This is a genomic window from Galactobacillus timonensis, assembly GCF_900240265.1.
GTDB lineage: Bacteria > Bacillota_I > Bacilli_A > Erysipelotrichales > Erysipelotrichaceae > Bulleidia > Bulleidia timonensis.
The window spans coordinates 294776-314207 of sequence record NZ_LT964740.1 but is presented as its reverse complement, the minus strand read 5'-3'; the positions used below and the strand labels follow the sequence as shown (position 1 = coordinate 314207).

The following is a 19432-nucleotide window of genomic DNA, read 5'->3' as shown; positions in this document are numbered from 1 at the left end:
AACGGTCTCCTTTCTGCGCAGTAATATGCAGTAATCGGCGACCGCTCACACTTATTCTTCAAGCATTTTAGTAAGATACCAGAGTGTTATTTCAGACTCAACTCGCGTAAACGAATGTATTAGGATAAGGGAACGGCTGGCAGTTTTCTCTACGGACGCTGTTTCTCCAAAAGACTCACGCCAGACCGAATTACTACTCCCTTATCCTAAAATAAGTGCAGCTGGCTGACCATCTGGGTGATGGTTTTACCGACTACGCTTATACCGTACTAAAAGACTCTTTGAGCAATGCCCTGCATCGGGTGTCTGTATTCCAGTCTCTGCATGGATCACATGACTCCGGACGGCTCTGGAATATCGCAAAGCGGAGAAACAGGAATCTTGCACATCAGATTGCACGGGAGATTGTGAACTTTGCCATTGCGAATGAGTGCGATGCTATTGTCATGGAGCATCTTGATACGAAAGGTAAAAAGCGCGGCAGTAAGAAGCAGAAACTTGCCATGTGGAAGCACGCTGACATTCAGAAAACCGTAGAAAGCCTTGCCCATCATTATGGGATTCGCATCTCACGCATCAATGCACGGGGAACCAGCCGTCTTGCGTATGACGGAACCGGACGTGTCAGACGGGGAAGAGAAGTGTCCGAAGACACGCCTTATGACGTCTGTGTATTCAAAAGCGGAAAGATCTACAATTGCGACCTTTCCGCCAGCTACAACATCGGTGCCCGTTATTTTATCCGCGGGCTGTTAATGGAATCACCCGATCTTATGACAAAAGTCTCTGGGATCGGGAGTGGAACCCAAAGGACGTTAGCTGACCTATGGAAGATCAACAGGGTCTTGTACCCTCTGCTTCCAGCGGCAGTCTGACGATCCCGACATAAGTCTGAGAAACGTTAGTACAGATGGGCGCATAAGCTTCGGCTTGTGTGCTGTGCTGTTACCGTATCGTTTGTGCAGGCGGAAGTCTGAGGGCACACAAGCCCTTGGAAGCCCCGTCTATAGTACGTTAGCACTTAGGCGGGGAGGTTCACTACTATCTGCGGGACAGTAAGAAAGAGAACCTGACGGGTACCGTAGCTGCGTATCAGAATTATCTTCCTGCATGTTTTCCGATTGTTCATCCCAGTCCGCTGAATATCCGCTGGCGCAAGATGCATCCGTGGTTTGAAGAAGAGGTGGTTCCCACATTGCAAAGGAGAGTGAAAGAGGCTTTGGAGAATCAGTAATCTGCCGGCTTGAGCATCAATACAAAGGCGACGCAGAGAAAGATGCTGCAAATCCAGATCATCGACCTGTGCAGGGATGAAGAAAGGTAACTGCCGATTCCTGCTCCGAGAGCGAAGATCAGAATGACGCAAAAATAGTGCAGGCAGCGGATCAAAGTCGCAAAGATCCATGAATGCATTGCCAACACCAGAAACGACTTTCTGCAGAAGCAGAGCATGGCATTGGCTGATGAAACCAAATCATCTATGCCGAGCATTTGAACATTTGCGGAATGATCAAAAATCACAGGCTGGCAAAGGCAATTTCGGATGCTGGAATATAAAGTAATAGAACGTAACGGCTTTCTGATCAAAGTCGATACGTTCTATATAAGCTCGCAGAACTGTCATACGTGCGGGTATAAAAACCCGGCAGTGAAAGATCTAAAAGCGCGGAAGTGGATCTGTCCACAGTGCGGAGCAGCGCATGATCGGGATCAGAGCGCTGCGCTGAACATTCTGTCAGAAAGCATCCGCATCTTTAATGAACCGCAGGCTGCAGTTTCCGCAGCCTGAAACACTTATACGTACCGTGGTGCCCACAGGAAGTGACGCTTGCAAAAGAGAGCGTAAGACAGCACAATGCCGCAGTTCTCAGCGAAGCAAGAATCCCACAGGCTTTAGCCGGGGGGAGTGTCAATTCTCTTCTTCGCCACGATACTGAGCCATCATGGCTGCGAACAGATTAGCAGTGCTGGGCGGCGTATAGGTGATGGCATTGGCTCCCGCCGCAACCGTAGCCAGAATGCTTTCCGAAGTACTGCCGCCGCTGGCGATGATGGGTACATCAGGAAAACCGGCACGGATTTTTGTGATGATTTCAGGCGTCTTTGTACCGCCGGCAACGTTCAGGATCGAGGCACCTGCATCGAGACGTTTCTGAATATCGGTATCGGCACTTGTGACCGTAATGATGACCGGAATATCGACCGTCTTGGCAACCGCCGCAAGATTGAGGTTGGTGATTGGGCTGTTAAGAACAACGCCCATGGCCCCGCTGCTTTCCATGTCACGCGCAAGACCGATGGTACGCACACCATGCGTCGTACCGCCGCCGACACCACAGAAGACCGGAATGTACGAATACTTGATGATGGCATCGCTGATCGCAGTCTGGGGAGTAAAAGGATAGACTGCAAATACAGCATCCGCATCACAGTTGCGGATAATGGCCAGATCCGTTGTAAAGACGAGTGTCTTGATACGGCGCCCGAAGACAACAATGCCCGACGCACGCCGCGCCTCTTCCGGTATGCAGAGGATATTGTGCTGCAGCCTTGTTTCTATGACCGGGCGTGTTTTCTTTTCATTTGTCATGCGTTTTTCTCCAATATATTTCTTAATAAGTATGATACGTTCCTGTCATGCTTTCAAAACCGTATTTTTCTGCATTGCCCGGTCAACACGAAATTGTGACGGCACATAAATTAACGGATTGATTTCATGACCTGCTCACATCGAATTGCATGGTAAAACATATCAGAAGACTGGTATCAATCATGGAGAAAAGAGAAAACCTGCTGATTTATCGAATGAAGGGATTTGCCATTTGGGGCGTCGCCGTAATCCATGCGGCAACTTTGTCAAAGCAGGCTGCTTCTAACAGCTGGGCAGTATTCTGGCACAATGTTCTTCCTGTGTTTTCTGACCTGGGTGTACCGATTTTCTTCCTTCTTGCCGGCTTTCTTGATCACAGGAAGTCTGCGAAGGACTTCTGGTGCAAGCGGCTCAGGCATCTAATCATCCCCTGGATTGTTGCTGGAACTCTAGTATGGATTGCTGAGATGTTCCATTTCCGGTCTGTCGCGGCATTTATGCCATTATGGAAATTTCTTCTCGGCTACGGATCCTATCTTCATTTCATGCGGCAGATTGTGATTCTTTTCATCCTTGAATTTCTCTTTCAGCATTTCCCGTCCATAAGAATTCCATCCCTGACGCTGCTGGTGCTCCTTGGATTCAGTGATTTTGCAGGCATCACTTCGTTCTGGGACTGGATGACTTCGTATCTTTTCGCACCGTCTTCTCTCATCTACTTTGAGTGCGGCGTGGGTGTCCGGTATTACGTCTCACATGAAAGGGACGCTGGCAGACCGATCTCCCGGCGAAAGCTGCTGTGTCTCGAACTGTTTCTTCTGGCTGTCTGCTTTTTCCTGCGGATTCATCATCCATTGCCGGTCGCAATGGAAGCGGTGATCCAGTTGCTGAAAGTGGGACTGGTTTATTCTGCCATGAAAGCCATCCACTGGAACCGGCTGAATATGATTCTTGAGTGCTGGGGAAAATATTCTTATGCAGTCTATCTGCTGCATATGCCGGTCGCCGGCGCTGTCTATCATTTCGATCCTACCGGATGGCTGTATCCATTTCGCGGAATTGTCTGCGTAGTAATCACATTGCTTGGCATCCGCATCCTGCAATGGTTCGCAAAACACGGGAAGACCAGTCTCCTGTCCCTGTTTGCCATTCCCGTGGACTAATGTCTCAGCGCCGCTCCTTTTCTTCCACATGTCCGGATCAGTTGGAAAAGGCGGTAAGATGGAGGCACCACGGAGACGGGAAAGGGACATGGCATAAAGATGAAAGAAACAGTATTCAGCGCCGTATGGGCTTTACTGTGGTGCGGCATATTCGCATTTTCAATGCACCGGGATCGCAGCCGTTATCGTAATATCATCCTTCTTCTGCTTGCGGCAGGTTCCGTGTTCGTTCTTCTTCTTTCCATATTCGGGCAGGCGGTCGGTATTGTGATGATGGTGCTCGCCTTTCTGTTTCTGCTTGCCTTTCTGATTCTTCCAACCTTTCTGATTCATAACGGTTTTGTGATGATGCGCAAGGAAGGAAAGAGCCTTGCCAATCTGCTGTCGCTGCTTCTGGGGCTGGTATTGCTGGCAGGAGAAGTGGCACTGGTCATGTGGTTTACCGGTATCTACAGCGACCGGATGAACGTGCTGGCCAATCTTTCGCCGTTTCTTCTGTTTCTGATCGTGACGTGGATCTATGTGTCGCTGACGTTTCTGTCATTTCTTTTTTACTGCCTGTTTCTGCAGATCATTCCGGTGAAGCGCGACTTTGACTACGTCATTATTCATGGCTCCGGCATCCGGAACGACGGGACGGTGACGAAGCTTCTGGCGGACCGCTGTGACAAGGCGATAGAAATCTACCGCCGCGATCCTACGCCGCCGTATCTGATTCCTTCTGGCGGACAGGGCAAAGACGAGGTGTGCAGCGAGGCCGAGGCGATGAAACGCTATCTGCTGGAAAAGGGAATTCCTGCTGATCATATCCTGATGGAGGATCAATCCACGACGACGATGGAAAACATCCGCAACAGCAAAGCCATCATTGACGCAAGAGAGGGTAGAAAACACACAGCCCTTGTCACAAGCAACTATCACGTCTACCGTGCCATGCGCTATGCCCGGACGGCGCAGCTGAAAGCGGTAGGCATCGGTTCACGGACCGCTTCCTATTATTTTCCCAGCGCCCTGATCCGCGAATTCATTGCGGTTCACAGAGAAAAGAAACATTTGATCATCTATCTGCTTGGATATCTTTTGATGCTTGTGCCGGTACTGCTGATTGTCATCACAGGTTCCTAGGTCCGATTCATCTGTGACAGAAGGAGAACCTTATGGAATTCATTGTGAAGACATTTGACGAGTTAACGACGACGGAGCTGTATGAGATTCTGCAGGTCAGATCCGCAGTCTTTGTCGTTGAACAGAAATGCCCATACCAGGATATCGATGAACTCGATTACCGCAGCATACATATGTACTTTCGTGATGGCAATGACATTGCCGCATATCTTCGCGCTTTTTACAAGGAGCCGGATGTTGTGCAGATCGGCCGCGTCCTGACAATGAAAAGAGGTGCCGGCCTTGGCGGAAAGATTCTTCATCGGTCACTGCTGGAAATTGAAGATCATATGCCGTGCCGGAAGATTTACCTGGAAGCGCAGAGCTATGCGACCGGCTTCTACGGGCGCGAAGGGTTTCAGATCACGTCCGACGAGTTTCTGGAAGACGGCATTCCGCACCGGCAGATGGAGCTGATTCTTCCTTCGAAGCAATCTCATTGACGAATATCTGATATATCTCTATAGTTGTAGTCGTAGCCGCTACAACGGAAAGGAGAAAATGCAGTTTTCCAGCCGATTGAACCTTGCCTCGCATATCCTGCTGTATTTGGCAGAATATCAGGACAGGCAGAAAGTGACATCCGAAGTTCTTTCCGCAACCACAGGCGTCAATGCCGTCAACATACGCAAGACACTGTGCCTGCTCAAGGCTGCGGATCTGATTGAAGTGCGTCCCGGTGTCGGAGGAACCTATCTCACGCGTAAGCCGGCGGACATCACGCTGGCGGATATTTTCGATGCGGTCGAGAACAAGGATGAACGACTGTTCCCGATGCATGGCAATCCGAATCAGAACTGTCCCGTCGGAAGATCGATCTATGGCGTCATGGATGCACGGATCAGGATCCTTGAACATTTGATGCACGACGAAATGGAACACATGACGCTGCAGCAGATGCAGGACGACATGCACCGGCAGCTTCAACAGGAAAATCTGCACAGCCCCAAGGAGAAACAAAATGGAAGCGATTGAAAAAGTATGCAGTTTTCTGACGGACGCAGGAACCTATTATCTTGCCACGATGGAAGGGGATCAGCCCCGCGTCCGTCCCTTCGGCACTGCCCATATCTTTGAAAACAAACTGTACATTCAAACCGGCAAAGGAAAAGACGTATACCGTCAGATGATTGCCAATGGAAAAGTGGAAATCTGCGCCATGTACAAAGGCGAATGGATCCGTGTCTGCGGGAAGGTTGTTGCGGATGAATGCGTTGAGGCAGAGGAATCCATGCTGGATGCCTATCCTGATCTTCGCAAGATGTACACCACAGGTGCCGATGGCAACACGGCAGTTTTCTATTTCGAACACGGAACGGCAACGATCAGCTCATTTACCCATGAGCCGGAAGTGCTGAAATTTTAAGGAGAATATGAAATATGACAATCAGAGAACGACTGAACGGGAAGAAGATGGATGTCAATTATGAGACAGGCTATCACTTCCAGATTGAATTTCTGAACGACAGCACCATTCGCTGGTATGCCCTGTCCAAGACCGCGGAAGGGGCACCGAAGCAGGAAGAGGAACCGGTTTCTTCCATGGAGATTTCGGAAGGCGTCTATTTTCTGAACTGGATTGAAGAGTCCGGAATCGTTGTTTCACAGATCGACGATTTCAACCGGGGGAAGGTATTTGCCTTCATGACCTGGCCCGATGAAAACGGCCGCGGCAAGCGTGCGCAGCTGCTTCACAAGGGCGTTCTCACGGTTGTTGACTGAGCAGAACGGAGAATTGAATGATGCGTACACCGGTTATTTTCTCTGGCCACGGCAGCCCGATGATTGCCCTGGAACACAATGAAATTACTTCCGGCATGGAAGCAGTCGGCAGGCATGTGATCGACACGTATGGAAAGCCGAAGGCAATTCTTGCCGTTTCCGCCCACTGGTACACGAGAGGTACCTTCACACAGAGCGCAGCCCATCCCAGTCAGATTTATGACATGTATGGCTTTCCGGAAGAACTGTACCGGGTCAAGTATCCTGTCAGTGGAAACCGTGAGCTGACGGATCAGATCGTCTCTCTTCTTGGTAGTCAGGTTTCGATTGATGATTCCTGGGGCATTGATCACGGGACCTGGACCGTTCTTGTCCACATGTTTCCAAAGGCGGACATCCCCGTCGTCCAGCTTTCTGTCGACGGCACCCTGACGCCAGAGCAGTGCTTTGAAACGGGAAAGAAACTGGCGTCCCTGCGGGACGAAGGATATCTGATCTTCGGCAGCGGTAACATTGTACATAATCTGCGCCGCGTCGAATGGGATAATCCGGATGGAACGGAAATGACGCATGCCTTTAATGACTACATCATCAACGCCGTAACAGCAAAGCAGAACGAAAAGGTCATTCACTATACCGAAGGACCGGAAGCATCCTATGCCGTCCCGACGCCGGATCACTATCTTCCGCTGGTTTACTGCCTTGGTGCAGCAGGGGATGACAGCGTCCGGGTGTTCAACAACGTCTGCAACCTGGGATCCATGGCAATGACCGGATTCCTGTGGAGCAGTGAAAAATAACTTTGATCTTCAGGCAGACAGGAATATTCCCGTCTGCATTTTTTATAGATCCAGGTGCAGCTGCAGGTTGATCCAGGACTTCTGCAGCGCATCATGAACACGGTCTTCCGGTTGCAGATGACCGATCAGAAGAGGCGACGACGGATCGTGCTGTGCCATTGTGCGGCGCACTGCCGCCTCACTTTCGTTGGCATAGCAATAGCGGCATCCATGTCCGCAGGAATTATAGGCACCGATATCACTGCCGATGAGACACGTGCAGCCCGGGCGGATCGAAGCCTTGGAAGAAGGAACGGAAAGATCGATATTCAGCGCATGTTCCAGGACGGCCTTCGACATACAGCCGGAACAGTCGAAGCCAAAGCGGGCAAGATCCGTTCCTTCCAGGCACGTATACGGACGAATGCCATGGTTCTGACAGGATCTGGCGAATGCTTCGCCGATCATGAGACGTTCTTGTTCGGACGCCTCTTTTCCTTCCGGAAAATTCCGCTTTGTTTTCTCATAGAGATCAAGGAAGCTGATGACTGCCATGTGCGTCGAACCCTCCAGCAGCGTGCAAAGACGCTCAAAGGCACGGATATGTTTCTCGATCGGATAGGTTTCATTAATGAACACTGGATCATAGCGCAGTGCCGTATGATCTGCTCCGACAATCCCGGACAGCTTCCGGAATCCTTCAACGATACGGCGCTTGTCAGGAAGACGGGGCTCGATGTCCTTTCCATACGGCGTGATCGTTACAAACCAGAACATGCGGTACGCCGAAAGTTCACTGAGATGATCGAGCATCGGGAGAGGATTCTTCGTACAGAAAGCGATCGCATCTACAACCGACGGATTAATCAAATAGCGTGTCACAAGATGAGGATCATAGGGGCTGCGCACCAGGACAAACCCCTCCCGTACACGCTGAAGAAACCAGTCGCTGTAGAAGGCGGGGATATCTGTTCTTTGTCCGGTATTCAGTATCATAAGTCCTCTCATCATACCTTTGAAATTTAGAAAGCGTAAGGGATCTGGATCATATGACAGTGGAAGATAAGGGCAGAGTGATATGATTGATGCGGTAATTCAACGTACAGCTGTACAATGCTGGAGGTTCTTATGACAAAGGAAGTTTTCTTTGGTCTGATGATTCCGTTTCTTGGAACATCTCTCGGGGCTGCATGTGTATATATTCTGAAAGAAAATGTGTCTGAAAAAGTGGAGCGGATGTTAACGGGTTTTGCGGCCGGTGTCATGGTCGCTGCCTCCATCTGGAGCCTTCTGATTCCGGCTCTGGAAGAAGCGGCGAATCTCGGCCGTCTTTCGTTTATGCCGGCAGCGATCGGTTTCTGGCTCGGCATTCTGTTTCTGCTGGCAATTGATCATCTGACGCCCCATCTGCATGTACATGAAACGGCTCCGGAAGGTCCGCACAGCTCTCTGAAAAATCAGACGCTGATGATGCTGGCGGTAACGATTCACAACATTCCTGAAGGGATGGCGGTCGGCGTCGTTTATGCTGCATTTCTGTATTCTGTTACCGGTATGAGTGCGTCGGGTGCTCTGGCCCTGTCACTTGGCATTGCAATTCAGAATTTCCCGGAAGGTGCCATCATTGCGATGCCGATGTATGGCGAAGGCCACAGCAAAAACAAGTCGTTTCTCTATGGCGTACTGTCCGGTGCCGTGGAGCCGGTTGCGGGCTTTCTGACGATTCTATTTTCGAAGCATGTCGTTCCGCTGATGCCGTATCTTCTGAGCTTTGCGGCCGGAGCGATGCTGTATGTCGTGGTGGAGGAGCTGGTTCCGGAAATGTCACAGGGTGAACATTCCCATGCCGGTGTACTTGCCTTTGCAGCCGGCTTCTGCATCATGATGATTCTGGATGTGGCGCTGGGCTGAACCGGAAAAAATAACATTCGCATTTGATCATCTGGAGCATTCCTGTTTACTTCTTTCTTCAGTTAGATAAAATTAACTTAGAAATAGTTAGAAAAACCTAACTGGCACATGAAAGGAGCAACTTCTATGATCAACCTTACTGGTATTTCTGTTTCGGATCTGGCTGCTCTGGCACTGACATTCGCAGCTATCATCGCTTTAGGAAGGCTGAAGAAATATCTGATCCGGATCGCTGAATCCCAGGATAAGAACCGGATCAATCCCCAAGGCGCCTGAGACCGAAGAAAAATGCAGCAGAGGTGGCTTTGCTGCATTTTTTTATGCCGTTGAGTCTTTACGCTTATGGAAAAATTCATCGATCCGCTTCCGCAGCAGTTCCTTAAGATAGGCGTACTGTGCCGGGCACTTCCTGTGCAGCGTATGATAGAGAAGAAAAAATGAGAGGGCAACAACTCCGATCAGCAGTCCCATTGCGGGCCAGAACATGCCGGAATCCGGAGAAAAGACATTTTCGCCGATGATCGTGATCGCTGCCATTGCGGGCCCGGTTCCGGCAAGCGTGCCCAGGGCGAGAAAATGCCACGGAATCCCCTGATTCCCCAGATACATCGAAATCGGATCATAGGCGAGATGCGTCGCGCGCAGGGCAAATGTATAGAGGAAGGGATTGTCCATCTTCAGATTGTGAATCACTTCAGCGGTCTGCGGGTCCATGTGCTGATCGAGGGTGCCGGAGTCGCTTCTTTTTCCGATGAGCCACGGGACCGTTGCCGCAACAACCAGGCCCGCCGCGTTGACGACAATTGCCGCCGACTGCGGGAATATATCAGCACTCAGCAGGTATAATAGAGGCAGAGGGAAAAAGACGGTCAGCGACTTCAGCGCATAAAACACAAGCACTGTAAAGACAGCCGGAACGATACGCTCCGGTGCAGCTTCCACAAGATCCTCCAGATCGATGCCGCTGCGCCGGTAGAAGACATAAAGCACCACCAGCAGAACGACATAGACAATGCCAAACCATTCTCTTCGTTTCATACCTCGTGATTATAGTGATTGTGAATGAGAATTCCAGATACAGAGGAGGCTCTTTGCATGGATAGAACATTTACCAGCGGCATGATTGTGCAGCATTTCAAGCGGCAGTTCAATTCGGAAGGGAACACCTATCTTTACCGCATCGTCGGCATCGCCCAGCATACGGAAACGGGGGAGCAGCTGATGGTGTATCAGGCACTGTACGGAGACAGGAAACTGTATGCCCGTCCGCTTGCGATGTTCATGAGCGAAGTGGACCATGACAAGTATCCGCTTGCGCAGCAGAACTGGCGTTTTGAACCGTATGAAGGAGAGCTCGTTGATGAAAAGAATAAATAGAATTGTTCCTCTTGTCTTTGCGGCAATGATTCTGGCCGGCTGTGGAAGTTCTTCTTCCGCCAGCTATGCTCTGGCCGAGTCCGACGGTATCGCAGCAGGTGATTCGTATGCGGTGAGCGGCAGTGTGAACGAGGCGGATTCTGCATCTTCATCCTCCGGTACTTCGACAGAAATCACCGGTGACAAGCTTGTCTACACCGGATCGATGACGATCGAGACGCTGAACTATGAAGATACCGTGACGGCAGTCAATGACCATATCAAGGCCTGCAGCGGCATCCTGGAACATCAGGAATCGTATGACAGCGATACCGGCTGGTATGAAAACAACGGTGTGCGCACCGGGATGCGCAGTATGAGTCTGACCGTACGCATTCCGACCGGGAGCTTTGATGCCTTCCTCAATGATCTGGAAGGGGACGGCCGCGTGACGTACCGCAGCAGCGACGTAGAGAACATCACGAAGCAGTACAACGACAACTCGGCCGAGATCGAAGCTCTTGAAAAGCAGCAGAGTCGTCTGCTTGAAATGATGGATCAGGCGGAAACCATTGAAGACATGGTTGCCATTGAACAGCGGCTCAGCGAAGTGGAAACGGAACTGAACCAGAAGAAGAGCGAACAGAGCTCGATGGATACCGATATCGAATACTCTACGGTCTATGTCACGATTCAGGAAGTAACGCGCTACCGCTCCGGAACGGGAAAGGATATTTCCGATTTCGCAGCCCGTCTGAAGGAAGCCTTCAGCTCTGTCGGCGTCACGTTTGTGTGGCTGCTGCAGGAAGCAGTGCTGCTGCTTGTGAATCTGATTCCGTATGCGGCAGTCATTGCGCTGATTGTTCTGGTGATCCGGCTGATTGAGAAGCTGAGCGGGAAGAAGATCCGTTTCTTCCACCGCAAGTCACAGCCAAAGAATCCATCCGATCAGAAATGAAGCAGTATTGATCAAAGATCAGGCCAGCGGTAATACCGCTGGTTTTCTAAGGCTTTCTTTTGCAAAATGATTCACAAACTTCGTGACACGATGCTGGGTATTTGTTATAATCCCAACTAGTGAAATAGAGCACAAAGTTCTGCTTTTAATTCCAAAAGTGGAAACGTGAAAAGGAGATTTAGTTTCCGAATCCGGCGATTACGGTTTCAACGAGACCGTTTCGACATAGCAACGAATCAAAGAAGGAAAAAGGGGGAGTGGATTTTATGGACAAGAACACACGCATCTGCATCGTCGGCGGGGGACCGGCCGGCACATCAATGGCCATGTACCTCGAAAAGCACGGGTACAACAATTACGTCATTTACGAGAAGAGCGGCCGCGTCGGCGGAAAAGCATTTTCACCGCTGATGGAAGTGAAAACCAAAGACGGTAAGACGGAACAGCGGACGATTGAAATGGGTGCTGTCATGGGCTGCGGAACCTACTTTGCGGTTCATGAATGTGAAGAGTTCGGCGGAACGAGCCACGAAGACGGGCCGGAAATGGGACGCCGCTTTACCAACGTCGACGGTACGCCGCTGAAGACTTCGAAGCTCGCTATGCTCAAGAAACTGATGAAGCTGAATAAGCTCACCAAGATTCTGAACACGAAGTATGTGGGCTATGACGTCAATGGTCACCGTGGCGTTGCGCAGGGACGCTATGAGGGTCAGTGCCCGTCGCCGGACAAGAAGCTTGCACATATCGAAGGTGAAAACCCGAATCTGAAGGATCTTTCGATGCCGTTTTCCGAATTCCTGAAGCTGAACAAGTGCGAGGATGCGGCCATGGTATGGAAGGGACCGTTCACAGCCTTTGGCTACGGCTATTTTGATGAAATTCCGGCAGCCTATGTTTTGAAGTATCTTGATGCGTTCACGGTTCGTCAGTTTCTTTCGACCGGAAAACTGTGGACATGGAAAAACGGTACACAGTCCATCTGGGAAGGTGTCAACAGCCATCTCAAGCATCCGGCAGTTCTGAATACAGAAGTAACCGGCATTGAGCGTAAAGATGACAAAGTCTATGTCACGCTGAACGGAAAAGATACGGAGGTATTCGATAAGCTGATCATCTGCACGCCGCTGGAGATGTTCCTGAAGTATGGTGATCCGACGGAGGATGAGACGAAGCTGTTCTCGAAGATTGTTTCCAAGGAATACTTTACGATGGCAGTGCGTACAGAAGATGCCAAGTCGCCGGATATTTCTTACTACTATTTCGATAATATGACGCCGGAAACACTCGGTCATCTGATGGTTTTCTATCATCGCTGGCCGGATTGCGGTCCGCAGCCGTTAGTTACCTTCACGCTTCGCAATCATGAGAAGCGGGAAGATGTTCCGTTTGAAATTGCACGCGATACGACACTGAAGGATATGGAGATTTCGGGTCTTCCGGTTGTGAAAACGGAGCGTATCGATGACTGGTACTATTTCCCGCATGTTTCCAGCAAGGATTATGCGGATGGCTGGTACGACAAGGTTGAAGCGATGCAGGGTCAGAAAAATACCTTCTATGCCGGGGAGGTTATGTCCTTCGGCGACATGGAGGAAACGGCAGAATACAGCCGCGATATCGTCAGCCGCTTCTTCGCTGATTAATCAGAGTGATCAAACTGGCAGTAACCGGGATGGAATACCCGTCCCGGCTTTGACCGTATATAGGAAAGGATAGAAAACATGCCTGAACAGTTTAAAAAGCCGCGCTCCATCTACCAGAATGAAAAAGAGCGCAACAAAGCATTCGCAAAGCTTGGCCGTAAAATTACGGATGTTGTTCCGCATAAGATTACCGGCATTAAGACGGATGATCCGGAATACTGGGGTCTGCGCGAAGTATTGAATGATGAGCAGGTTGCCCTGGCCAACCGCATGAAGCTGCGTAAGTTCTATACCTTTGAAGAGATGATGAAGCTGGCACCGGATATTGAGCCGGCGCACCTGCAGGAACTGTTGGACCAGATGAGCTGGATCGGTATTCTGGAGTACGATTACAGCGACTGCTATGACCATAATCACCCGCTTCCGGACAAGCCCCATACCAAGCGCTGGCGCGTATCCTATTTTGTGCCTGGATCGGCGGAACTCTTCAACTCGAGCAAGGATCGTGTTGATAAGAATCCCGCGGTTGCTAACTTCTTTGAGCGGATGACATTTGTTCCGCTGGCTGGTATTACGCAGATGATTCCTCCGGGAGGAGATGGCGTTGGCATGCATGTCATTCCGGTAGAAAAGGAAGTGAACTTTAATAATGAGTCCGTGGATCTGGAGCATATCTCTTATTGGCTGAAGAAATATGAGGGTCATCTTTCTGCCGGAATCTGTTCCTGCCGTTATTCCCGCTCGATGCTGGGCGAAGGCTGCGGCGATGATCCGGATGACTGGTGCATTCAGGTTGGCGACATGGCGGATTACGCCGTCGAAACCGGCCGCGCCCATTATGTTACGACGGAAGAGGCGCTGGATATTCTGCAGAAAGCAGAGGATAACGGCTTCGTTCACCAGATTACCAATATCGATGGTGCGGAGCATATCTTTGATATCTGCAACTGTGATGTGAAGATCTGCAATGCGCTGCGTACCAGCATGCTGTTTAATACGCCGAATCTTTCCCGCAGCTCCTTTACGGCGAAGACGGATCCTTCCAAGTGTGTTGCCTGCGGTCTTTGTGTTGAAAGCTGTCCGGCCGGTGCTGTTAAGCTTGGACAGAAGCTGTGCCATAAGGATGGCAGTGAGCAGACCTATCCGAAGGCGGTGCTTCCGGATGCGATCAAGTGGGGCAAGTATGCATGGGATGAAAATTATCGTGATACGGCCCGTATGCATAACACCTATCCTTCGGGATCGGCCCCCTGCAAGGCGGCGTGCCCTGCCCATGTTCCGGTCCAGGCATATCTTGCCAAGGCTAAGGAAGGCAAGTACCAGGAGGCGGCGGAACTGATCCGTACCCAGAATCCGTTCCCGGCGGTCTGCGGACGTATCTGCAATAAGCGCTGCGAAGATGCCTGCACACGCGGGACGATTGATGCGCCGGTATCGATTGATGCGGTTAAGAAATTTGTCGCTGACTTTGATCTGAACAGTGTGGAACATCTGCTTCCCAAGAAGGTTGTTCCGAATCTGCATGGCGATTTCGATGATAAGATTGCGATCATCGGCGCTGGTCCTGCGGGACTGTCGTGTGCGTTCTACCTGGCGATGATGGGCTATCATCCGACCGTCTTTGAGAAACACGAACAGCCCGGCGGCATGATGATGTACGGCATCCCGACCTACAAGCTGGAGAAGGATGTGCTGCAGAAGGAAATCGATATCATCCGTGAACAGGGTGTCGAAATCAAATGCGGCGTCGAAGTAGGTAAAGATGTGACACTTGCCCAGCTGAAGGAACAGGGTTACAAGGCGTTCTATATTGCCATCGGCTGCCAGGGCGGCCGTCGTCCGGGCGTTGCCCATGATGATGCAATCGGTACGGATATTGCGGTCCATTATCTGCAGGAATCCTTTGCCAAGGGCAATCCGGATCTGAGCGGCAGAGTTGTTGTTGTCGGTGGTGGCAACGTTGCGGTTGACTGTGCGCGTAATGCGAAGCGCCGCAAAGCTGATCAGGTTTCCATGGTTTCTCTGGAGCAGAGAGATGCGATGCCGGCAACTAATGCGGAGATTCAGGAGACGCTGGAAGACGGTGTTGATGTGATTAACGGCTGGGGTCCCAAGGAGGTTCTGGTCGATGAGGCAAATCACGTGACCGGTATCGTCTTCAAGAAGTGCACGCAGGTCATTGATCCGGAAACGAAGCGTTTTGCGCCGAAGTATGATGAAAATGAGACGATGACCATTCCGTGTGATGCGGTTGTCTTCGCCATTGGTCAGAGCATTGACTGGGGCAGTCTTCTGGAAGGAAGAACGGTGAAGTTCCATCATGGCAATTACCCGATGGCTGACAGCCTGACGTATCAGACGGATGATCCGGAAATCTTTGTTGGCGGCGATGTGCTGACGGGTCCGAAGTTTGTCATTGATGCGATTGCGGCAGGACACTATGCGGCAGAGTCGCTGCATCGTGCGGTGCGTTGGAATGCGAGCATGACCATCGGCCGTGACCGTCATGACTACGTGGAGCTGAACAAGGATGATATTCTTGTTGATTCCTATGACACCTCCGGTCGTCAGGAAGAGGGAATGGATCCGGCAGACGTCAATCCGTTCAAGGATATTCACCGTACACTGAGTGAGGAGCAGGTACATACGGAAACGTCACGCTGCCTGAGCTGTGGTGCTTCGGTTGTTGATCCGAATAAGTGCATCGGCTGCGGCATCTGCACGACGCGCTGCCAGTTTGACGCTATCCATCTGTATCGTGATCATCCGGAAATGACGGATATGCGGTTTGCAGAAGACAAGGTTGGCGGTCTTGCCGGTTATGCGGTGAAGCGTGCCTTCCGGATTCTGGCCAATGCCGGCTCGGAAGAGGCGAAGATGATGCGGGCGAAGCGTAAGGAGTACAACCGTACGCATAAGGAATTCAATAAGAAGAACCCGTACACAGGAAATTCCAACAATGCATGAGCTTGGCATCGTGATGCGTATCGTTGATATGGCCGAAAAGACGGCGGAAGAAAACCAGGTAGAAAAGGTGACGCAGCTGGATCTGGAAGTCGGCGAAGTGAGCACCGTGGTACCTGACTACTTCCGTGACTGCTTCAAGTGGGCCGTCAAGAAGACGAAGTATCTGCAGGGTTGTGTTCTCAACATCATCATCATTGAGGGAAAATCCTATTGCCAGGATTGTAAGCAGACCTACAAAACAACCAAATACGGTCGTACGTGCCCTTATTGCGGCAGTTCGCACACGTATCTTGTGACGGGAAGGGATGTTGTAATCCGGGACATTCAGGCAGTGTAACAGAAAAACAAGCAGCAGAAGGTCGGTTTCAGCTAATCCTGATGGAGAAACTGAACCGGCCTTTTTATCTGGCACTTGAAGGGCGAAGAACGACTGCTTCAGAACGAAGTCTGTTTTATATCCAGGCCAAGCGGTTACCTGTCTTCACCGATTTGCCATTTCGTACTACACTAGGTAAAACAGGAGGAATAATGACCTTCGCCCGTTTTTATCTGGATAAGGAAAAAGATATCTGCGTCACCATGGACCGCAATGAAGAGGGACAGATGGCCTATGTGTTGACGACGCCCAATCACAGTACCGGCAATCTGATCCGCAATCTGGCGGCGCTTTGTAATCTGCCTCTGACCCGCTCAGCGGAAGGTTATTTCATTATTCAGGGGATTGTGCCTGCTTACTATGATGGCAACTGCCGTCTGTTTTACCTGTTTTCGCTCGGAGACCGGGAGGCGGCCCGGATCGAGAGCGATGGTCACGTTCATCTCTATGTACAGATACCGGCCATTGCCAAAACCCTGATGTCGCAGACGCGGGACTATCAGCTGTCGTTTGCGAAAACCATTGTACGCACCCGTATTCCGGCGGAATGCAAGTTCCGTACCGATCTTCATACGCATATGAATGCGACTCTTTCGCCGGACCAGCTGATTGCGCTCGGGATTGTGCATCAGATCCGCTATTCGCTCTACTACATCCGCAAGCTGCATCTGCGCCTTCGCCCGGAACAGGAACAGGTGCTGCGGATTCTGCGTACGGATGCGGAAGCGCAGTTTCTTGCCAGCGGCAGTACGCTGACGGGCAAATATAAAGACCGTAAGATCAATGACAATGTGTTCATTAATTTTGCGGATCTGATTCTGAACAATCTGGAAAATGCAGAATACAACATTCCGCGCATCCGTGCTTCGCTGGCGATCATGAAGGACAGCCAGGCGGTGTTCACCAATCTGGAGAAGGTGTATCTGTACCGCTATGTGTTTGCCAAGGGTGTTAGCAGCAGTGATTGGATCCCTCTGCATGATATTGACCGGATTCCGGATCCGGATATTGCCGGTACAGTGAAGCAGATGCTGGCGGACCATCAGACCCGCGCCTACCGGCACAATACGCTGTTCCAGGACAAGATGCTCTGGACGGCGCGCAACTACCAGCATACCGGCATCCGTTATGTAGAAATGTCGGATACGACCTTGGTGAAGCCGAAGGAAGCGATCGATATGCTTGGCGAGGTACATGCCGTAATGCCGGCCATCTATAAGGAGACGGGTGTTCGCATCCGCTTTCTAGCGGCGCTTCGGCGGATTCCGTTAACGATCGTGAAGGATCAGAAAGCGGCTCCGGATTATATGGTGATGAGCCTGAAGACGCTGAAGGCGGTGGCGGTTGATCCGTATGTGGCAGGCAGTGATATTGTCGGCGAGGAGATCAATGATATCCGTGATCTCAGCGATGTGATTGCGGACCTGACAGCCATTGCGAAGGATGATCCGTACTTTGTGATCCGCATCCACGCTGGCGAAAATGACAGTCTTCATGACAATGTGGGCAACAGTGTGCGCTGCGTTCAGAAGGCATTGGCACCGGGGCAGAAGATGCCCCATATCCGCATTGGTCATGGTCTCTATACGCCCGGTCTCAACAGCCAAAAGGGAAAGGAACTGCTGGCGCTATTGAAGGATAATCCGGTGACCGTGGAGTTTCAGATCACTTCCAACGTGCGTCTCAATAATCTCAGCTCCGTGAAGCATCATCCTCTGAAGCAGTATCTCAAAGCCGGCATTCCGTGCGTACAGGGTACGGACGGCGGTGCCATCTATGGCACCGATTCGCTCGATGAACAGCTGGCACTGGCGACGCTGCTGGGATTGAGCGTGGATGAGCAGAAGCAGATGTGTGCGGCGGAAGAAGCCGTGCTGGCGTTCAGCGAGCGGGCTTTTACAGAAAAGACGGCGCTGTATCAGAAGACGAAGGGACATCGTTCGCTTCGGCTTTTCTACACGTATCGGGAAAATGAGGCGCAGCGGGCGGCGATGAAATCTTCGTCGCCGGTGAAGCTTCTGGATGCGGCGACGGTGCTTGGGGATCATGTACATCCGCTGCCTTTTGACAAGAAGCCGATTGTCATCTGCGGAGGCAGCTTTAACAATGATTTTTCACGGGTGCGTACCCATGCCCCGGAGTGTGCGGTCATTGACCGGCTGCTGGCGGAGGCGGATCCGCGGCGGGTGTGCTTCATCATCGGCGATCAGCTCAACGGCTACGAAAAGTATCTGCTGGATCATGCGGGGGGACGCTTTGAAATCTATGCCTTTGTGCCGAAGCTGATTTCAGGTTCTCTGGCAAGAAAGCTGGCCGGCTGCGGTGCGTATATCCGCGTTGGTACGGAGGCGAGTGCGATGGGTCTCTATAAGAGCATTGCCTATGAGGTGTTCAAGCATCGCAGCTCGATTCTGATCGCCTTTGAGGGCAATGCGGCGGGAGAGAACCTGATTCAGGAAGCCCGCAACGCCAAGTATGAGACGCGGATCTTCGTCAATGCCAGGGCGAGAAGCCTTCGCTCCAAGGCGGCTTCGCTGCAGGGGTATGTGACGCTGTTTGATTCGGATGCCATTGTGCCGGACATTCTGAAATATACGGAACGACATTGAGAAACTTTTCTCATTGAAACAAAAATCTGAAAGCGGCATTGGAACACGGGTTTTCAGTCGACCGTTTTCAGGTGTGAATTTTCATCAAATCCGTCCTCTCTTTTCGCTTGTATTTCCTCCCTCAGCATCGTATGATCATAGTGCAGCCCGAAATTGTTGGATATCCAACTATTTTGGGGATGAAGCTGGGG

21 protein-coding genes are annotated in these 19432 nt (G+C 51.1%); 17 read left to right on the top strand and 4 right to left on the bottom strand.

Annotation, left to right across the window (positions count from 1 at the left end):
* Window positions 1–215: 215 nt before the first annotated feature.
* Window positions 216–875 carry an IS200/IS605 family accessory protein TnpB-related protein gene (locus C1714_RS11915; protein WP_102343459.1) on the top strand — a complete coding sequence of 220 codons (660 nt, stop codon included), beginning with the start codon at window positions 216–218 and terminating at the stop codon, window positions 873–875.
* 352 nt (window positions 876–1227) lie between these two features.
* Here the strand turns inward: C1714_RS11915 and C1714_RS11910 are convergent, their stop codons facing one another.
* Window positions 1228–1491 carry a YoaK family protein gene (locus C1714_RS11910; protein ID WP_102343458.1) on the bottom strand — a complete coding sequence of 88 codons (264 nt, stop codon included), beginning with the start codon at window positions 1489–1491 and terminating at the stop codon, window positions 1228–1230.
* 25 nt (window positions 1492–1516) lie between these two features.
* Here C1714_RS11910 and C1714_RS11905 point away from each other — a divergent pair, with 25 nt between their 5' ends.
* Window positions 1517–1789 (top strand): zinc ribbon domain-containing protein, encoded by a 273-nt coding sequence (locus tag C1714_RS11905; protein ID WP_342587482.1) that lies wholly within the window; start codon window positions 1517–1519, stop codon window positions 1787–1789.
* 120 nt (window positions 1790–1909) lie between these two features.
* On the opposite strand, the gene C1714_RS11900 is transcribed toward C1714_RS11905, so the two are convergent.
* Window positions 1910–2590, bottom strand: coding sequence for a beta/alpha barrel domain-containing protein (locus C1714_RS11900; protein WP_102343457.1), 681 nt, complete (start codon window positions 2588–2590; stop codon window positions 1910–1912).
* A gap of 182 nt (window positions 2591–2772) precedes the next feature.
* Here C1714_RS11900 and C1714_RS11895 point away from each other — a divergent pair, with 182 nt between their 5' ends.
* The 7 genes from C1714_RS11895 (at window position 2773) to ygiD (ending at window position 7439) form a co-directional block, all read left to right on the top strand.
* Window positions 2773–3753: an acyltransferase family protein gene (locus C1714_RS11895; RefSeq protein WP_167850057.1), complete on the top strand. Its 981-nt coding sequence runs from the start codon at window positions 2773–2775 to the stop codon at window positions 3751–3753.
* A 99-nt stretch (window positions 3754–3852) separates the two neighbouring features.
* Complete coding sequence (locus tag C1714_RS11890; protein WP_102343455.1) at window positions 3853–4878, top strand: YdcF family protein; 1026 nt, start codon at window positions 3853–3855, stop codon at window positions 4876–4878.
* Window positions 4879–4910: 32 nt separating this feature from the next.
* The gene (locus tag C1714_RS11885; RefSeq protein ID WP_102343454.1) at window positions 4911–5360 is read left to right on the top strand and encodes a GNAT family N-acetyltransferase; all 450 of its coding nucleotides are present in this window, start codon (window positions 4911–4913) and stop codon (window positions 5358–5360) included.
* A 58-nt stretch (window positions 5361–5418) separates the two neighbouring features.
* Complete coding sequence (locus C1714_RS11880) at window positions 5419–5892, top strand: Rrf2 family transcriptional regulator (RefSeq protein ID WP_102343453.1); 474 nt, start codon at window positions 5419–5421, stop codon at window positions 5890–5892.
* Window positions 5879–6283, top strand: a complete 405-nt coding sequence (locus tag C1714_RS11875; RefSeq protein ID WP_245305127.1) for a pyridoxamine 5'-phosphate oxidase family protein — start codon at window positions 5879–5881, stop codon at window positions 6281–6283. The genes C1714_RS11880 and C1714_RS11875 overlap by 14 nt, the downstream gene beginning before the upstream one ends.
* 14 nt (window positions 6284–6297) lie before the next feature.
* Window positions 6298–6639, top strand: coding sequence for a phenolic acid decarboxylase (locus C1714_RS11870; protein ID WP_102343452.1), 342 nt, complete (start codon window positions 6298–6300; stop codon window positions 6637–6639).
* Between the two features lie 17 nt (window positions 6640–6656).
* Entirely contained in the window at window positions 6657–7439 is a 783-nt protein-coding gene (gene ygiD / locus C1714_RS11865) for a 4,5-DOPA-extradiol-dioxygenase (RefSeq protein ID WP_102343451.1), read from the top strand.
* Window positions 7440–7481: 42 nt separating this feature from the next.
* On the opposite strand, the gene C1714_RS11860 is transcribed toward ygiD, so the two are convergent.
* Window positions 7482–8414, bottom strand: a complete 933-nt coding sequence (locus C1714_RS11860; RefSeq protein ID WP_102343450.1) for a DUF1848 domain-containing protein — start codon at window positions 8412–8414, stop codon at window positions 7482–7484.
* A gap of 132 nt (window positions 8415–8546) precedes the next feature.
* Between C1714_RS11860 and C1714_RS11855 the strand changes: the two genes are divergently transcribed.
* Window positions 8547–9329: a ZIP family metal transporter gene (locus C1714_RS11855; protein WP_102343449.1), complete on the top strand. Its 783-nt coding sequence runs from the start codon at window positions 8547–8549 to the stop codon at window positions 9327–9329.
* A gap of 126 nt (window positions 9330–9455) precedes the next feature.
* Complete coding sequence (locus tag C1714_RS14120) at window positions 9456–9605, top strand: hypothetical protein (protein ID WP_167850056.1); 150 nt, start codon at window positions 9456–9458, stop codon at window positions 9603–9605.
* Window positions 9606–9647: 42 nt separating this feature from the next.
* Here the strand turns inward: C1714_RS14120 and C1714_RS11850 are convergent, their stop codons facing one another.
* Window positions 9648–10367 carry a TVP38/TMEM64 family protein gene (locus tag C1714_RS11850; RefSeq protein WP_102343448.1) on the bottom strand — a complete coding sequence of 240 codons (720 nt, stop codon included), beginning with the start codon at window positions 10365–10367 and terminating at the stop codon, window positions 9648–9650.
* Between the two features lie 57 nt (window positions 10368–10424).
* On the opposite strand from C1714_RS11850, the gene C1714_RS11845 reads away from it, so the two are divergent.
* From C1714_RS11845 to C1714_RS11820, 6 genes are all read left to right on the top strand, one after another.
* On the top strand, window positions 10425–10706 hold the full coding sequence (locus tag C1714_RS11845; protein ID WP_245305126.1) for a DUF1653 domain-containing protein: 282 nt from the start codon (window positions 10425–10427) through the stop codon (window positions 10704–10706).
* A complete protein-coding gene (locus C1714_RS11840; protein WP_167850055.1) occupies window positions 10690–11643 on the top strand; it encodes a DUF4349 domain-containing protein in 954 nt (317 codons plus the stop codon). The genes C1714_RS11845 and C1714_RS11840 overlap by 17 nt, the downstream gene beginning before the upstream one ends.
* Before the next feature lie 266 nt (window positions 11644–11909).
* The gene (locus tag C1714_RS11835; RefSeq protein ID WP_102343446.1) at window positions 11910–13289 is read left to right on the top strand and encodes an FAD-dependent oxidoreductase; all 1380 of its coding nucleotides are present in this window, start codon (window positions 11910–11912) and stop codon (window positions 13287–13289) included.
* 78 nt (window positions 13290–13367) lie between these two features.
* Complete coding sequence (locus tag C1714_RS11830; RefSeq protein ID WP_102343445.1) at window positions 13368–16256, top strand: FAD-dependent oxidoreductase; 2889 nt, start codon at window positions 13368–13370, stop codon at window positions 16254–16256.
* Window positions 16249–16593, top strand: a complete 345-nt coding sequence (locus C1714_RS11825; protein WP_102343444.1) for a hydrogenase maturation nickel metallochaperone HypA — start codon at window positions 16249–16251, stop codon at window positions 16591–16593. Before C1714_RS11830 ends, C1714_RS11825 begins: the two co-directional genes overlap by 8 nt.
* Before the next feature lie 191 nt (window positions 16594–16784).
* Window positions 16785–19241: an amidohydrolase family protein gene (locus C1714_RS11820; protein ID WP_102343443.1), complete on the top strand. Its 2457-nt coding sequence runs from the start codon at window positions 16785–16787 to the stop codon at window positions 19239–19241.
* The last annotated feature ends 191 nt before the right edge of the window (window positions 19242–19432 follow it).

Excerpts from the sequence above, each read along its gene's own strand:
- C1714_RS11910 (WP_102343458.1), bottom strand. The coding sequence starts at position 1,491 with ATGCTCGGCATAGATGATTTGGTTTCATCAGCCAATGCCATGCTCTGC.
- C1714_RS11900 (WP_102343457.1), bottom strand. The coding sequence starts at position 2,590 with ATGACAAATGAAAAGAAAACACGCCCGGTCATAGAAACAAGGCTGCAG.
- C1714_RS11895 (WP_167850057.1), top strand. The coding sequence starts at position 2,773 with ATGGAGAAAAGAGAAAACCTGCTGATTTATCGAATGAAGGGATTTGCC.
- C1714_RS11890 (WP_102343455.1), top strand. The coding sequence starts at position 3,853 with ATGAAAGAAACAGTATTCAGCGCCGTATGGGCTTTACTGTGGTGCGGC.
- C1714_RS11885 (WP_102343454.1), top strand. The coding sequence starts at position 4,911 with ATGGAATTCATTGTGAAGACATTTGACGAGTTAACGACGACGGAGCTG.
- C1714_RS11880 (WP_102343453.1), top strand. The coding sequence starts at position 5,419 with ATGCAGTTTTCCAGCCGATTGAACCTTGCCTCGCATATCCTGCTGTAT.
- C1714_RS11875 (WP_245305127.1), top strand. The coding sequence starts at position 5,879 with ATGGAAGCGATTGAAAAAGTATGCAGTTTTCTGACGGACGCAGGAACC.
- C1714_RS11870 (WP_102343452.1), top strand. The coding sequence starts at position 6,298 with ATGACAATCAGAGAACGACTGAACGGGAAGAAGATGGATGTCAATTAT.
- ygiD (WP_102343451.1), top strand. The coding sequence starts at position 6,657 with ATGATGCGTACACCGGTTATTTTCTCTGGCCACGGCAGCCCGATGATT.
- C1714_RS11860 (WP_102343450.1), bottom strand. The coding sequence starts at position 8,414 with ATGATACTGAATACCGGACAAAGAACAGATATCCCCGCCTTCTACAGC.
- C1714_RS11855 (WP_102343449.1), top strand. The coding sequence starts at position 8,547 with ATGACAAAGGAAGTTTTCTTTGGTCTGATGATTCCGTTTCTTGGAACA.
- C1714_RS14120 (WP_167850056.1), top strand. The coding sequence starts at position 9,456 with ATGATCAACCTTACTGGTATTTCTGTTTCGGATCTGGCTGCTCTGGCA.
- C1714_RS11850 (WP_102343448.1), bottom strand. The coding sequence starts at position 10,367 with ATGAAACGAAGAGAATGGTTTGGCATTGTCTATGTCGTTCTGCTGGTG.
- C1714_RS11845 (WP_245305126.1), top strand. The coding sequence starts at position 10,425 with ATGGATAGAACATTTACCAGCGGCATGATTGTGCAGCATTTCAAGCGG.
- C1714_RS11840 (WP_167850055.1), top strand. The coding sequence starts at position 10,690 with ATGAAAAGAATAAATAGAATTGTTCCTCTTGTCTTTGCGGCAATGATT.
- C1714_RS11835 (WP_102343446.1), top strand. The coding sequence starts at position 11,910 with ATGGACAAGAACACACGCATCTGCATCGTCGGCGGGGGACCGGCCGGC.
- C1714_RS11830 (WP_102343445.1), top strand. The coding sequence starts at position 13,368 with ATGCCTGAACAGTTTAAAAAGCCGCGCTCCATCTACCAGAATGAAAAA.
- C1714_RS11825 (WP_102343444.1), top strand. The coding sequence starts at position 16,249 with ATGCATGAGCTTGGCATCGTGATGCGTATCGTTGATATGGCCGAAAAG.
- C1714_RS11820 (WP_102343443.1), top strand. The coding sequence starts at position 16,785 with ATGACCTTCGCCCGTTTTTATCTGGATAAGGAAAAAGATATCTGCGTC.